Here is a 13,918-nt window from a genome sequence, read left to right as displayed (position 1 = left end):
TGTTCTCAACGCGTGCATGGCCTTTGTGAAAGTGGCCTTGTCTTGCGACCGGCCCGCCCCCGGTGCAGGCCATTTAAAGTGTGGATGACATGGAGTAACTGCCGATGCGACACCCGCTGCTGTCCGGTTTCTCGCTGTGCCTGGTACTGGCGATAGGCGGCTGTCAGGCCAGCCTGCCGCCGTTGCCCGCCTGGCAGAGCAGTGAAGGTCGCACGCATGCCGAGCTGGGAACGATTGTCGACCTGTCCAATGAGCAGGTCATAAGCCCTGAAACGCTGGTGCAGCGCCTGGCTGATGCGCCCCGAGTGCTTGTCGGCGAGAAGCATGACAACCCTGACCATCACGCGCTGCAACTGTGGCTGCTGCGCGCTCTTCAAGGCCAGCGCACTCAGGGCAGCCTGTTGCTGGAGATGCTGCAGCCCAGCCAGCAATCGCGGGTGGACAAGCTGGTGGGGCAGCCTTTGCCGGAAGACTTGCCCAAGGCACTGGCCTGGCAGGAGGGCTGGGATTGGCAGTTGTACGGGCCGATTGTCACCGAAGCCTTGCAGCATCGGGTGACGTTGCTGGCCGCCAACCTTTCGCCCGCCGAGATGCGTCAGGCCTATCGACAGCCGGCGCCGGTGCCGGGCGAAAAGTCCAATGCACCCGCGGTAAAGGCTGCCTTGCTGGAACAGGTGCGCGCCGGGCATTGCGGGATGCTGCCGGAAAACCAGTTACCGGCGATGCTGGCCGTTCAGCAGCAGCGCGACCGGCGCATGGCCGAGCGCTTGCAGGCGGCACCGCAGCCGGCGCTGCTGTTTGCCGGGGCTTACCATGTGCGCAAGGACCTGGGCATACCCTTGCATCTGGCTGACCTGGGGGTGTCGGGGGAGAGCAAGGTTTTGCTGCTGGCTGAGGTGGGCGAGCGAGTCGAGCCTGGCGAGGCTGATTATGTGTGGTACACGGCGGCGATGCCGGAGCAGGATTATTGTGCGCAGCTGCGGCGTTGATCCTGAAAAAGCACAGGCAAAAAAAAGACCCGGCAAATTGCCGGGTCAATAACCGTGATTAGCCTGATGAGGAGATAATCTGAGAGTCCGAACCAGGGGCTCTTAGCTTATCCAACCAGTCTCGCGACCAGCTGTGATAATCATAACAATTCTCATTTAGACGTCAATCCCTTTACCCCGACTATTTTGGTTTTTTTTGCGCAGGGTTTTTCGCGTCCAATTGTTGGTTGAGTGCTTCCTTGCGTTCGAGCGGCAAATCGTTCCAGTGCATGTCCAGCAGGGCGCCTTCAATGGCATACAACAGCACCTTCGATGCACGGAACCCTCGTGTCTTCACGGCCTGGTACGCACCCACCGCGCCCAGGCGGCGCAAATCCGATGCACTGTGGATGCCGGCTGCATGCAGCCACTGCGCAGACGTCTTGCCAAGGTTCTTCAGATGCTGCAATTCATCGTTCATCGAGCCTCCTTGCGATGGCTGAACGGGAATGGGGGATAAATCGCGAGCAGGTCTGAGAGGAGTGTAGCGGGCGTTGGGAAATATGCGGCTTTTTGCCATCGGGTGATGAGCGGCCTGTGCCTGCCCCTTCGCGGGCAGGCACAGAAAGATGACGAACTTACAGGCCAGGCAACCGCTGGCGAATCTGCTCGATCACCTGATCCATGCTGCCGGCAGCCTGGGTATCGACGCGGGTGCTGTGCACCAGCTCCTGCGCATCCAGCGCCTCACGGCTGGCCTGCTGGGCCTTGATCACCTCCAGCGTGGCATCCGACGGGTCGCTGTTTTCTGCCTGGCGCTGCTCCAGCCAACTGGCGATGACCGCCTCTGGCGCGTGGCAGTCGAGGATGAGGAACGGCACGCCGGTCTGGCTGGCAACGTCTGCCGCAGCCTGACGCTGCTCACGCTTGAGGTAGGTGGCGTCCAGCACCACCGGGAAGCCGGCGCGCAGCACGGTCGCTGCCACCTCGTGCAGGCGCTGATAGGTGGCTGCGCTGGCGTCCTGGTCGTATATGCCCGTACTCAGCTGGCCGGCGTCGGCCTGCTGTTGTTCGCCGAACAGGCGCTTGCGCTCTACGTCCGAACGCACGCGCACTGCACCCAGGGCCTCGACCAGGCGCATGGCCACGTGACTTTTGCCCACCGCCGAAACGCCATGAGTGATGGCCAGCAGGCGCGAGGGGATGGCGCTGTAGCTTTCGGCCAGGTTGGCGTAGTTGCGGTAGGTGCGCAGGGTGGTGGCACGCTGCACGCCATTAGCGTCGGCCGGCATGCTGAACAGTGCGACCTTGGCCCGCACCAGCGCGCGGTAGGCTTTGTAGAAGTTGAGCAGTTCCAGGCCTTCGTAGTCCCCTGTCAGTTCCAGGTACTGGCTGATGAATCGCCGGGCCAGGCACTTCAGGCCGCGGTCTTCCAGGTCCATGGCCAGGAAGGCGGTGTCGGCGTAGACGTCGGTCAGTCGGAAAGGCTCGTTGAATTCGATGCAATCGAAAATCACTACCCTGCCATCGATCAAGGTGGCATTGCCCAGGTGAATGTCACCGTGGCACTCACGGATGAAGCCATTGGCCTTGCGCTTTTCCAGCAGCCCTTGCAGGCGCTCAAAGCTGCTGCGGGCCCAGGCCTGCAGGGCGTCAAGTTGCTGCAGATCGGCTTTGTCGCTGAGGAATGGGCGAATCTGCTCGAAGTTCTGCTCCACCGGGGCCATCACGCTCTCTGGCGTGCCCAGCGGGTGCTCCATCGGCACACGTGGGGCCTGCAGGTGAAACTCGGCAATCTGTCGGGCCATCTGGTCGATGTGAGTGGCGTTCAGTTCGCCATTGGCTTGCAGGGTGTTGAGCATCTGGCCCTGGGGGAACTGGCGCATCTTCAGCACATACTCGATGGCTTCACCTTCGCCACCGATCTGCGGTGCGTCGACGCTACCGGTGATCGGCAACACTTCCAGGTACAGGCCTTCGGTCAGGCGTTGGTTCAGGCGCAATTCTTCGTTACAGAAATGCTGGCGCTGGTCCAGTCCGGTGAAGTCCAGGAAGCCGAAATTCATCGGTTTCTTGATCTTGTAGGCGTATTCGCCAGTGAGCAGGACCCAGGAGATATGCGTCTCGATGAGCTGAAACCCCTCCACGGGGTGAGGGTACAGGGCAGGGTTCTGCAACGCAGTAATAAGAGCTTGGCTCACGGCAAATCCTTCCGGGGCAAGGGAATTCGAATGCGCCATTATGGTCAATGGTGCCGTCCCTGCCTACCGCCGGGCCGTCTGCCCAGCCTTTATAAAGTGCGTATAATCCGCCGCCATGACCCGAACCCGAAATCCCCGCACCCCTCAGAAACGCCCGACCGGCCGCTCCCGCGCCTGGCTGGGCTGGGCTTTGAAGCTCAGCCTGGTTGGCCTGGTGATCGTCGCCGGCTTCGCGGTTTACCTCGATGCCGTCGTCCAGGAAAAGTTCTCCGGCAAGCGCTGGACCATCCCGGCCAAGGTGTATGCCCGACCGCTGGAGCTGTTCACCGGCCAGAAGTTGAGCAAGAACGACTTCCTCACCGAGCTCGATGCGCTCGGCTACCGTCGCGAAAGCGCGGCCAACGGCCCGGGCGCTGCGTCCGTCAGCGGCAATACCGTCGACCTCAATACCCGTGGCTTCCAGTTCTACGAGGGCATGGAGCCGGCGCAGTTCGTCCGTGTACGCTTCTCTGGCGATTACGTTGCAGGCCTTTCCGGTGCCAATGGCAAAGCGCTTGACGTGGTGCGGCTGGAGCCGCTGATGATCGGCGGCATCTACCCGAAAAATCTCGAAGACCGCATCCTGATCAAGATCGATCAGGTACCCAAATATCTGCTCGAAACCTTGGTGGCCACGGAAGACCGCGAGTTTTACAGCCACTACGGTGTGTCGCCAAAGTCCATCGCCCGGGCCATGTGGGTAAACACGTCGTCCGGCTCGATGCGCCAGGGTGGCAGTACCCTGACCCAGCAGTTGGTGAAGAACTTCTACCTCAGCAGCGAGCGCAGCCTCAGCCGCAAGCTGACCGAGGCGATGATGGCGGTCCTGCTCGAACTGCACTACGACAAGCGCGAAATCCTTGAGGCTTACCTCAACGAGGTATTCGTCGGCCAGGACGGTCAACGCGCGGTGCACGGCTTTGGTCTGGCGAGTCAGTTCTTCTTCAGCCAGCCGCTGTCTGAGCTGAAACTGCATCAGATCGCCCTGCTGGTGGGCATGGTCAAAGGCCCGTCCTACTACAACCCGCGGCGTCACCCCGAGCGTGCCCTGGCTCGCCGCAACCTGGTGCTCGACCTGGTGGCCGAGCAGGGCGTGGCCAGCCAGGCAGAAGTCGATGCGGCGAAGAAAATGCCGCTGGGCGTGACCAAGCGTGGCAGCCTGGCCGACAGCTCGTTCCCTGCCTTCCTCGACCTGGTCAAGCGACAGTTGCGCCAGGATTATCGCGACGAAGACTTGACCGAAGAAGGCCTGCGCATTTTTACCAGCTTCGACCCGATCCTGCAGATGAAGGCCGAAACCTCGATGAGCGAGACCTTCAAGCGCCTGGCGGGCCGCAAGGGGGCAGACGATGTCGAAGCGGCAATGGTCGTGACCAACCCTGAGACCGGTGAAGTACAAGCGCTGATCGGTAGCCGCCAGGCAGGTTTTGCCGGCTTCAACCGGGCCATCGATGCTGTACGGCCGATCGGCTCCCTGGTCAAACCGTCGGTATACCTGACTGCGCTGGAGCAGCCGAGCAAGTACACCCTGACCAGTTGGGTGCAGGACGAGCCATTTTCGGTCAAAGGGGCTGACGGCCAGGTCTGGCGCCCGCAAAACTATGACCGCCGCCCGCATGGCACGATCTACCTGTACCAGGGGCTGGCCAACTCTTACAACCTGTCGACCGCCAAGCTCGGCCTGGAAGTGGGTGTGCCGAACGTGATCAAGACCATTGGTCGCTTGGGCGTGAATGTCGACTGGCCAGCGTTCCCGGCCATGTTGCTGGGGGCGGGTGGCATGTCGCCGATGCAGGTCGCAACCATGTACCAGACCATCGCCAACGGCGGCTTCAACACGCCGATGCGCGGTATCCGCAGCGTGCTCACCGCCGAGGGCGAGCCGCTCAAGCGCTACCCGTTCCAGATCCAGCAAACCTTCGACCCGGGTGCCATTTACCTGGTGCAGAACGCCATGCAGCGTGTAATGCGCGAAGGTACAGGGCGTTCGGTGTACAACACCTTGCCACGCTCGTTGACCCTGGCGGGCAAGACCGGTACCAGTAACGACTCGCGTGACAGCTGGTTCTCCGGCTTTAGTCAGGATCTGCTGGCCGTGGTGTGGATGGGCCGTGACGATAACGGCAAGACACCGTTTACCGGCGCCACCGGCGCCTTGCAGGTGTGGACCAGCTTCATGAAGAAAGCCGACCCGCTGCCGCTGGATATGCCGCAACCGGATAACGTGGTGCAGGCCTGGATCGACCCTTACACAGGCCATGGGTCTGATGCCAGCTGTCCGGGAGCGGTGCAGATGCCGTATATTCGCGGGAGTGAGCCGCCGGCCGGCGCAACCTGTGGCGGCGAGCAGGACCCAGTCGAATCGGTAATGGACTGGGTCAAGGGCTGGATGAATTAAGCACAGGCTGCATTGATGAGGTGTGACGTGAACAAGTGGCTGTTTCCTGCCGTGACGGCGTTGGCTGTGCTCCAGGGGTGCTCCAGCGTCCCGCGTGGCAATATTCCGGTGGTCGACTCGAGCACCCGCGTGTCCAACAGCGAACGCGTGACGGCCAACCGCTCGGCGGGTGGCTATAACACCGGCACCGCCCAGGCGCAGACGCTGCCGGAGGATTCCGGTGTCACCGTGATGATCCCGCAGGGCGCAGGCGCATCGGGCATCCAGACATTCCCGGCGGGCAATGGCGCTGCGCCGATCAGTACCTCGCCGATCACCCCGGGGCCGATCAGTGCAGGGCCTGTCAGTTCGGCGCCGATGACCACCAATCCCAACCCGATTGCCGACGAACCATTCGACATCGCTGCGATGAACAGCACCCCGCAAAGCGCCAGTGCGCCAACCGGTATTCCGCGCAGCGCCGCCGCCGGTGGCCTGTCGGCCGACGAGCAGCTGGACGGTCCTGTGCTGGCACTGCTGACCACTGCGAAGACGCAGCAGGGCAGTGGCGACTTCAACGGTGCTGCCTCGAGCCTGGAGCGTGCCCAGCGCATTGCTCCGCGTGAGCCGCAGGTACTGTATCGCCTGGCCCAGGTGCGCCTCTCGCAAGGTGATGCGGCGCAGGCCGAGCAGTTGGCGCGCCGCGCCCTGACCTACGCCAACGGTCGCCCAAGCCTGCAGGCAGAGCTTTGGAACACGATCGCCCAGGCCCGTGAAAAGCAGGGTGACAGCGCCGGCGCTGCGCTGGCCCGGCAAAAGGCGCGGGTCAATTCGTGATGATCGAGCAACGCGTGCTGGATATTGCCGACCACCTGCTCTTGATCGAGCGCGAGCTGCAGGTGCAAGGCTGGTGGGATGACGAGCCGCCAAGCGACGAGGCACTGGCCAGTACGGTGCCGTTCGCCGTGGATACCCTCAGTTTTGAGCAGTGGCTGCAATGGATCTTCCTGCCACGCATGAAGATCATCATCGAGCTGGGCCACCCGCTGCCCAACGCATCGAGCATCCTTGTCATGGCCGAAACCGTGTTTACCGACCGGCCGGAGCAAAGTCGTGAGCTACGCCGCCTGTTGGCAGCTTTTGACCAATTGATCGCTCCTTCCGCCTGATTTCTTCAGTTTTTCCGTCAAGGGCCGCAGATTGTGGCCCTTTTTTTTGGAAATCTTCTTAATTCTGCTGCTGAAGCGATTTTTAGTGGTGGCAGGAATTCATCTTGGGGAAAAATTGGCAATAATTTTTCTTGACTTGTTGGCGCCGAATCACAAGAATCCAACTTCCGCTGTAGAGGGACTGCCAGAAGCAGACCCGCTAAGCAGATCATGAGGTGCACACCCGCGCCGACCTGTTACACCCCGCAACGCGTTACCTCGCGCTGGGTGGGAAACCCCCGCAACACTCTGGGGATTTCCCAATACTTGCTCAGTCAGTGCTGACGTTCGCTCATGCTCTGCTTGGCAGTAAACCTATTAAGACCCGTCCAGTGAGGGCGGTATTCTGGCGTTTTAGAGGTGAACAACGTGGAGCTTTTATCTGGCGCTGAGATGGTCGTCCGCTTTTTGCGTGACGAAGGCGTTAAGCACATCTACGGGTACCCTGGTGGTGCTCTCCTGCATGTTTACGACGCACTGTTCAAAGAACCGGAAGTGGAACACATCCTGGTTCGTCACGAGCAGGCGGCCACCCATATGGCGGACGGCTACGCTCGCGCCACCGGCAAGGCCGGTGTGGTGCTGGTAACCTCCGGTCCTGGCGCGACCAATGCCATTACCGGTATTGCCACCGCCTACATGGACTCGATTCCGATGGTCATCTTGTCCGGCCAGGTGCCTAGCACCATGGTGGGCACCGATGCCTTCCAGGAAACTGACATGATCGGTATCTCGCGGCCGATCGTGAAGCACAGCTTCATGATCAAGAATCCGACCGAGATCCCTGAAGTTCTGAAAAAAGCTTTCTACCTGGCGCAATCCGGTCGTCCAGGCCCAGTCGTGGTCGACATTCCAAAAGATATGACCAACCCGGCTGAGAAGTTCGAATACGTCTACCCGAAAAAGGTCAAGCTGCGCTCCTACAGCCCGGCGGTCCGCGGTCACTCCGGCCAGATCCGCAAGGCTGCCGAGATGCTTCTGGCGGCCAAGCGCCCGGTCGTCTACTCCGGTGGCGGTGTGATCCTCGGCGGTGGCTCCGAAGCCCTGACTGAAATCGCCAAGTCGCTGAACCTGCCGGTCACCAATACCCTGATGGGGTTGGGTGGCTTCCCGGGTACCGACCGCCAGTTCCTCGGCATGCTCGGCATGCATGGCAGCTACACCGCCAACATGGCCATGCACAATGCCGACGTCATCTTTGCCGTCGGTGCGCGTTTCGACGATCGCGTTGTAAACGGTCCGGCCAAGTTCTGCCCGAACGCCAAGATCATCCACATCGACATCGACCCGGCGTCGATCTCGAAGATGATCAAGGCCGACGTGCCAATCGTCGGCCCGGTCGACAGCGTGCTCAGCGAAATGCTCGGCATCCTCAAGGAAATCGGCGAGCAGCCTGACAAGGCTTCGCTGGATGCCTGGTGGAAGCAGATTGACGAATGGCGTGGCAATGGCGAGTTGTTCCCTTACGACAAGGGCGATGGCAACGTCATCAAACCGCAGAAAGTCATCGAGACACTGTGCGAAGTGACCAATGGCGATGCCTTCGTCACTTCCGACGTGGGCCAGCACCAGATGTTTGCCGCGCAGTACTACCGCTTCAACAAGCCAAACCGCTGGATCAACTCCGGTGGCCTGGGCACCATGGGCTTCGGCTTCCCGGCGGCGATGGGCGTCAAGCTCAACTTCCCGGATCAGGACGTGGCCTGTGTGACCGGCGAAGGCAGCATCCAGATGAACATCCAGGAGCTGTCCACCTGCATGCAATACGGCCTGCCGGTGAAGATCGTCAACCTGAACAACGGTGTGTTGGGCATGGTCCGCCAGTGGCAGGACATGGCCTACAACGGTCGTCACTCGCACTCGTACGTCGAGTCGCTGCCTGACTTCATCAAGCTGGCCGAGGCCTATGGCCATGTGGGTATCCGCATCACCAGCCTGAAGGACCTCAAGCCGAAGCTGGAAGAAGCGTTTGCGATGAAGGACCGTCTGGTGTTCATCGACATCGCGGTTGACCGCAGTGAGCACGTCTATCCGATGCAGATCAAGGATGGCTCGATGCGTGACATGTGGCTGAGCAAGACGGAGCGTACCTGATATGCGGCACATCATTTCCCTGCTGCTGGAAAACGAACCAGGTGCGTTGTCCCGCGTGGTCGGCCTGTTCTCCCAGCGCAACTACAACATTGAAAGCCTGACTGTAGCGCCAACCGAAGACCCGACCCTGTCGCGTCTGACGCTGACCACCGTTGGCCATGACGAAGTGATCGAGCAGATCACCAAGAACCTGAACAAGCTGGTCGAAGTGGTCAAGCTTGTCGACCTGTCGGAAAGCGCTCACATCGAGCGTGAACTGATGCTGGTCAAGGTCAAGGCCACCGGTGCCCAGCGTGCCGAGATCAAGCGCACCACGGATATCTTCCGTGGCCAGATCGTCGACGTGACCGCCAGCGTGTACACCGTGCAGCTGAGCGGTACCAGCGACAAACTGGACAGCTTCATCCAGGCGATCGGCACTGCATCGATTCTGGAAACCGTGCGCAGCGGCGTTACCGGCATTGCCCGTGGCGACAAAGTGCTCAGCATCTAAATCCAAAAAATTAGCGATGGCTCCGCAGGGGCCGAGATATAACCAGGGGTATTTTCATGAAAGTTTTCTACGATAAAGACTGCGACCTTTCCATCATCCAGGGTAAGAAAGTCGCCATCATCGGTTACGGCTCCCAGGGCCACGCTCAGGCGTGCAACCTGAAAGACTCCGGTGTAGACGTTACCGTCGGTCTGCGTAAAGGTTCGGCTACCGTTGCCAAGGCTGAAGCCCACGGCCTGAAAGTTGCCGACGTTGCTACCGCTGTCGCTGCGGCTGACCTGGTCATGATCCTGACCCCGGACGAGTTCCAGGGCGCTCTGTACAAGAACGAAATCGAGCCGAACATCAAGAAGGGCGCTACCCTGGCCTTCTCTCACGGCTTCTCGATCCACTACAACCAGGTTGTTCCGCGTGCCGACCTCGACGTGATCATGATCGCGCCGAAAGCCCCGGGCCACACCGTTCGCTCCGAGTTCGTCAAAGGCGGCGGCATCCCTGACCTGATCGCTATCTACCAGGACGCTTCCGGCAACGCCAAGAACGTCGCACTGTCCTACGCTTCGGGCGTGGGTGGTGGCCGTACCGGTATCATCGAAACCACCTTCAAGGACGAAACCGAAACCGACCTGTTCGGTGAGCAGGCTGTTCTGTGTGGCGGTACCGTCGAGCTGGTCAAAGCCGGTTTCGAAACCCTGGTCGAAGCTGGCTACGCGCCGGAAATGGCCTACTTCGAGTGCCTGCACGAGCTGAAACTGATCGTAGACCTCATGTACGAAGGCGGCATCGCCAACATGAACTACTCGATCTCCAACAACGCCGAATACGGTGAGTACGTCACTGGCCCGGAAGTCATCAACGAAGAATCCCGCAAGGCCATGCGCAATGCCCTGAAGCGCATCCAGGACGGCGAGTACGCGAAGATGTTCATCTCCGAAGGTGCTACCAACTACCCATCGATGACCGCCAAGCGCCGCAACAACGCCGCTCACGGCATTGAAATCATCGGCGAGCAGCTGCGCTCGATGATGCCGTGGATCTCGGCTAACAAAATCGTCGACAAGACCAAGAACTAAGTCTTATCGAAAGATGAAAAACGCGGCTTCGGCCGCGTTTTTTCGTTCTGGCATCCAGCTTCTGGTATAAAGCAGACCAGTGGCTCGCTGTCAGAACCTGTTTCGCGGGCCCGTGTCGAACATTTTCCATCCTGTTGCAAGGTACCCTCCATGAGCGAACGTCCCGAAGAGCCGAACAAGCCCTCCGACGCCGAAAGCCTGCTACCTGTCGATGAGCACGTTGAAGAAGGGCATGACGCCGAAGGCCGCAAGGTGCGCCACCGCGGCATCTACCTGCTGCCCAACCTGTTTACCACCGCCAACCTGTTTGCCGGTTTCTATTCCATCATCAGCTCGATGAGCGCACAGAGCGCCCTGAGTGCCGGCGACCCGCGCGAGGCGAGCAAGTACTTCGCTTTTGCCGCTATCGCCATCTTCGTGGCCATGGTGCTCGACGGCCTGGACGGCCGCGTTGCGCGCATGACCAATACCCAGAGTGCCTTCGGTGCCGAGTATGACTCGCTGTCGGATATGGTCGCCTTCGGCGTGGCCCCGGCTTTGCTGGCCTTCGGCTGGGCGCTGGGTGACATGGGCAAGGTCGGCTGGATGGTTGCTTTCATCTATGTGGCCGGCGCCGCGTTGCGCCTGGCGCGCTTCAATACCCAGGTCGGTACCGCCGACAAGCGCTACTTCATCGGCCTGGCCAGCCCGGCTGCCGCAGGTGTGGTGGCGGGCACCGTATGGGCGTTCAGCGACTACGGCATCCAGGGCTCCAAGCTGTCGTTCCTGGTCGCGCTGCTGGTGGCTGCTGCAGGCATGCTGATGGTCAGCAACATCAAGTACAACAGTTTCAAGGAGCTGGACCTCAAGGGTCGCGTCCCGTTCGTGGCGATCCTGGCGGTGGTGCTGGTGTTTGCCGTCGTGTTCAGCGACCCGCCGCGTATCCTGCTGTTGATCTTCCTTGCCTATGCAGCATCGGGGCCGATCCAGTTCCTGCTGAAGGCGCGCCGTCGCAAAGCGTGAAAATCACTTAACGCTGGAATAACCTCACGGCTCCATAGTCTTACTGGTACATCCGTTACTCAGTGCTATGGAGCCGTTCATGCTTATCAAGCTTCCCAGGTCTTCCGAGTGCAAGGCGTCGGAGATCACCCCCGAAGGCATTTACCTTTCCCGTCGTACCCTGCTGGGTGGCTCATTGGCTGGCTTGGCGCTAGGCGCATTGCCGGGCGGGGTGGGCGCGGCGCAAATGTCGCGTTATGCCGATGTGCAGGCTGGGGCCGCGCCGGCCTGGTTCACTGACAAGCTCGCGGCCACGCGCTGGCAGGCGGTGACGGTGAAGGACGAGGCGATTACGCCGTTCAAGGACGCCACTCACTACAACAACTTCTACGAGTTCGGGCCCGACAAGGGCGACCCGGCAGCCAATGGCGACAGCCTGAAGACCGAACCGTGGTCCATTGTGGTGGATGGTGAGGTGGGAAAGCCCGGACGCTATGCACTGGAGGACTTCGTCAAACCCTATCAGCTTGAGGAGCGGATCTATCGGCTGCGCTGCGTAGAGGCGTGGTCGATGGTCATTCCGTGGCTGGGGTTCCCTTTGGCTCAGGTGCTCAAGCAGGTCGAGCCGACTTCCAGTGCGCGTTATGTGCGTTTCGAAACGCTGAAGGATCCGCAGCATATGCCGGGGCAGCGTTCTGGCTTCGCCTTGATCGACTGGCCTTATAGAGAAGGGTTGCGCCTGGATGAGGCGATGCACCCGCTGGCAATTCTCGCAGTGGGTATGTACGGCCGGGAACTGCCCAACCAGAACGGTGCGCCGTTGCGTTTGGTGGTGCCTTGGAAGTATGGCTTCAAGAGCATCAAGTCGATTGTGCGCATCAGCCTGGTAGCGGAGCAGCCCGGCACTACCTGGGAAGGGCTGGCGCCGGATGAATATGGTTTCTACGCCAATGTGAACCCGACAGTCGACCACCCGCGCTGGAGCCAGGCGCGCGAACGTCGTTTGCCCAGCGGGTTGTTCAGCCCCAACGTGCGGGAGACACAGATGTTCAATGGCTATGCCGATGAAGTGGCGTCGCTGTATACCGGGCTCGATCTGCGGAAGAACTACTGATGCGTTACCCCTGGTTTCGCTTGGCCATCTTTGTCGTAGGCTGCCTGTTCCCGGTGTGGTGGCTATATGAAGCGGCGATGAACCTGCTGGGGCCTGATCCCGGGAAGATCATGATGGATCGCCTTGGGCTTGGGGCGCTTACCTTCCTGTTGGTGACTTTGAGCATGACGCCACTGCAGAAGCTGACGGGCTGGTCTGGCTGGATCGTGGTTCGCCGGCAGCTGGGGTTATGGGTGTTCGCTTATATAGTGCTGCACATCCTCTGTTACCTGTTCTTTATTCTTGGGCTGGATTGGGGGCAGTTGGCGGTGGAGCTGCGCAAGCGGCCCTACATTATCGTGGGGGCGCTGGGGTTCCTGGGTTTGCTGGTGCTGGCGGTCACCTCGAACCGGTACAGCCAACGGCGGCTGGGGGCGCGGTGGAAGAAGCTGCACAGGTTGGTGTACGCGGTGCTTGGGTTGGGCTTGCTGCATTTCCTGTGGATCGTGCGCTCGGACCTTCGTGAGTGGGCGATCTATGCGTTTATTGGGGCTGTGTTGATGGTCTTGCGGATACCTGCTGTTGCGCGGGCGCTTCCCAGGGTTGCCAGGAAGCAGGGTAGGGCGGTTTGAGAGTGGGGTGGGGCTGCCAAGGGCCTGTCTTGAGATCGCATTGCCTGTGGAAGGTGCCTGCCTTTGTTTCTCTGGAGTCTGTGAGATCGAGCGCCGCCCGCGCGGCGCATCGCGAGCAAGCTCGCTCCTACATTTGTTTCGGGCCAGTCCGTCCTGTGCCGGGCGCGCGCGACCGCCTTGTTTGTACAACGCGATATCGAGACAGGCACCAAGGCGTGCGCGCGCGAATCCCACAGGCATAACTGGCCCGAAACAAATGTAGGAGCGAGCTTGCTCGCGATGCGCCGCGCGGGCGGCGCTCGGTCTCACAGGCGCCAAATGTGTTGTGGCGAACACCTGGTAGCCTTGATACGGTCTTTTCCCCCTATATTTCACTTTCTTGAAATTAAAGGTTGACGCCCTCTCGAATCCCCTTATAATGCGCCCCACTTCCAGCGATAACGGAACGACAAACTCCTTGAAATTCAATGAGTTATACGATTCTGAAGGTGCTGAAAGGGCTACGATCGAATGATCGAAAGCGGTTGAGATGATGGTTGACAGCGCTTCCAAGTGCTGTATGATTCGCCACCCGCTACGAGAGATCGCAGCGAGCCAAGTGTTTGAAGCTAAACGAGTTTCTCGCAAAAAACTTCAAAATAAACGCTTGACAGGCTCTGAGGAAAGCGTAGAATGCGCGCCTCGGTTGAGACGAAAAGCTCTTAACCAAACGCTCTTTAACAAATTGAATCAAGCAATTCGTGTGGGTGCTTGTGAGTA

General features: G+C 60.3%; 13 protein-coding genes. 11 read left to right on the top strand and 2 right to left on the bottom strand.

Features of this window, described 5'->3' with window-relative positions; translation table 11 throughout:
- Positions 1 to 104: 104 nt before the first annotated feature.
- Complete coding sequence (locus ACF8O8_RS19955) at positions 105 to 989, top strand: ChaN family lipoprotein (protein ID WP_392510314.1); 885 nt, start codon at positions 105 to 107, stop codon at positions 987 to 989.
- Positions 990 to 1,170: 181 nt separating this feature from the next.
- On the opposite strand, the gene ACF8O8_RS19950 is transcribed toward ACF8O8_RS19955, so the two are convergent.
- Positions 1,171 to 1,449 carry a TfoX/Sxy family protein gene (locus tag ACF8O8_RS19950; RefSeq protein ID WP_003250025.1) on the bottom strand — a complete coding sequence of 93 codons (279 nt, stop codon included), beginning with the start codon at positions 1,447 to 1,449 and terminating at the stop codon, positions 1,171 to 1,173.
- A gap of 157 nt (positions 1,450 to 1,606) precedes the next feature.
- Positions 1,607 to 3,169, bottom strand: a complete 1,563-nt coding sequence (locus tag ACF8O8_RS19945; RefSeq protein ID WP_392510313.1) for an AAA family ATPase — start codon at positions 3,167 to 3,169, stop codon at positions 1,607 to 1,609.
- Between the two features lie 115 nt (positions 3,170 to 3,284).
- Here ACF8O8_RS19945 and mrcB point away from each other — a divergent pair, with 115 nt between their 5' ends.
- The 10 genes from mrcB to ACF8O8_RS19895 all read left to right on the top strand — a co-directional run.
- Positions 3,285 to 5,606: a penicillin-binding protein 1B gene (mrcB, locus tag ACF8O8_RS19940; protein WP_003250030.1), complete on the top strand. Its 2,322-nt coding sequence runs from the start codon at positions 3,285 to 3,287 to the stop codon at positions 5,604 to 5,606.
- Positions 5,607 to 5,621: 15 nt separating this feature from the next.
- Positions 5,622 to 6,422 (top strand): M48 family metallopeptidase, encoded by an 801-nt coding sequence (locus tag ACF8O8_RS19935; protein ID WP_017147958.1) that lies wholly within the window; start codon positions 5,622 to 5,624, stop codon positions 6,420 to 6,422.
- Positions 6,422 to 6,754, top strand: coding sequence for a YqcC family protein (locus tag ACF8O8_RS19930; RefSeq protein ID WP_003250034.1), 333 nt, complete (start codon positions 6,422 to 6,424; stop codon positions 6,752 to 6,754). The genes ACF8O8_RS19935 and ACF8O8_RS19930 overlap by 1 nt, the downstream gene beginning before the upstream one ends.
- 408 nt (positions 6,755 to 7,162) lie before the next feature.
- Positions 7,163 to 8,887 (top strand): acetolactate synthase 3 large subunit, encoded by a 1,725-nt coding sequence (locus tag ACF8O8_RS19925; RefSeq protein ID WP_003250036.1) that lies wholly within the window; start codon positions 7,163 to 7,165, stop codon positions 8,885 to 8,887.
- A 1-nt stretch (position 8,888) separates the two neighbouring features.
- The gene (gene ilvN, locus ACF8O8_RS19920; protein ID WP_003250040.1) at positions 8,889 to 9,380 is read left to right on the top strand and encodes an acetolactate synthase small subunit; all 492 of its coding nucleotides are present in this window, start codon (positions 8,889 to 8,891) and stop codon (positions 9,378 to 9,380) included.
- A gap of 56 nt (positions 9,381 to 9,436) precedes the next feature.
- Positions 9,437 to 10,453 (top strand): ketol-acid reductoisomerase, encoded by a 1,017-nt coding sequence (ilvC, locus tag ACF8O8_RS19915; RefSeq protein ID WP_003250043.1) that lies wholly within the window; start codon positions 9,437 to 9,439, stop codon positions 10,451 to 10,453.
- 150 nt (positions 10,454 to 10,603) lie between these two features.
- Complete coding sequence (gene pssA / locus ACF8O8_RS19910; RefSeq protein ID WP_003250045.1) at positions 10,604 to 11,455, top strand: CDP-diacylglycerol--serine O-phosphatidyltransferase; 852 nt, start codon at positions 10,604 to 10,606, stop codon at positions 11,453 to 11,455.
- A gap of 79 nt (positions 11,456 to 11,534) precedes the next feature.
- Entirely contained in the window at positions 11,535 to 12,548 is a 1,014-nt protein-coding gene (msrP, locus tag ACF8O8_RS19905; protein ID WP_003250049.1) for a protein-methionine-sulfoxide reductase catalytic subunit MsrP, read from the top strand.
- The gene (msrQ, locus tag ACF8O8_RS19900; protein WP_392510312.1) at positions 12,548 to 13,159 is read left to right on the top strand and encodes a protein-methionine-sulfoxide reductase heme-binding subunit MsrQ; all 612 of its coding nucleotides are present in this window, start codon (positions 12,548 to 12,550) and stop codon (positions 13,157 to 13,159) included. Before msrP ends, msrQ begins: the two co-directional genes overlap by 1 nt.
- Before the next feature lie 529 nt (positions 13,160 to 13,688).
- A partial coding sequence (locus ACF8O8_RS19895) for a hypothetical protein (RefSeq protein WP_392510311.1) occupies positions 13,689 to 13,918 on the top strand: 230 nt, incomplete at its 3' end.

Origin of the sequence: Pseudomonas sp. TYF_14 (assembly GCF_043105275.1) — a bacterium.
Taxonomy (GTDB): Bacteria; Pseudomonadota; Gammaproteobacteria; order Pseudomonadales; family Pseudomonadaceae; genus Aquipseudomonas; species Aquipseudomonas alloputida.
This window is presented reverse-complemented; position numbering and strand designations above follow the sequence as displayed.

What these genes read in the sequence shown, in the direction of transcription:
- ACF8O8_RS19955 (WP_392510314.1), top strand. Translation starts at nt 105, where the DNA reads ATGCGACACCCGCTGCTGTCCGGTTTCTCGCTGTGCCTGGTACTGGCG.
- ACF8O8_RS19950 (WP_003250025.1), bottom strand. Translation starts at nt 1,449, where the DNA reads ATGAACGATGAATTGCAGCATCTGAAGAACCTTGGCAAGACGTCTGCG.
- mrcB (WP_003250030.1), top strand. Translation starts at nt 3,285, where the DNA reads ATGACCCGAACCCGAAATCCCCGCACCCCTCAGAAACGCCCGACCGGC.
- ACF8O8_RS19935 (WP_017147958.1), top strand. Translation starts at nt 5,622, where the DNA reads ATGAGGTGTGACGTGAACAAGTGGCTGTTTCCTGCCGTGACGGCGTTG.
- ACF8O8_RS19930 (WP_003250034.1), top strand. Translation starts at nt 6,422, where the DNA reads ATGATCGAGCAACGCGTGCTGGATATTGCCGACCACCTGCTCTTGATC.
- ilvN (WP_003250040.1), top strand. Translation starts at nt 8,889, where the DNA reads ATGCGGCACATCATTTCCCTGCTGCTGGAAAACGAACCAGGTGCGTTG.
- ilvC (WP_003250043.1), top strand. Translation starts at nt 9,437, where the DNA reads ATGAAAGTTTTCTACGATAAAGACTGCGACCTTTCCATCATCCAGGGT.
- pssA (WP_003250045.1), top strand. Translation starts at nt 10,604, where the DNA reads ATGAGCGAACGTCCCGAAGAGCCGAACAAGCCCTCCGACGCCGAAAGC.
- msrP (WP_003250049.1), top strand. Translation starts at nt 11,535, where the DNA reads ATGCTTATCAAGCTTCCCAGGTCTTCCGAGTGCAAGGCGTCGGAGATC.
- msrQ (WP_392510312.1), top strand. Translation starts at nt 12,548, where the DNA reads ATGCGTTACCCCTGGTTTCGCTTGGCCATCTTTGTCGTAGGCTGCCTG.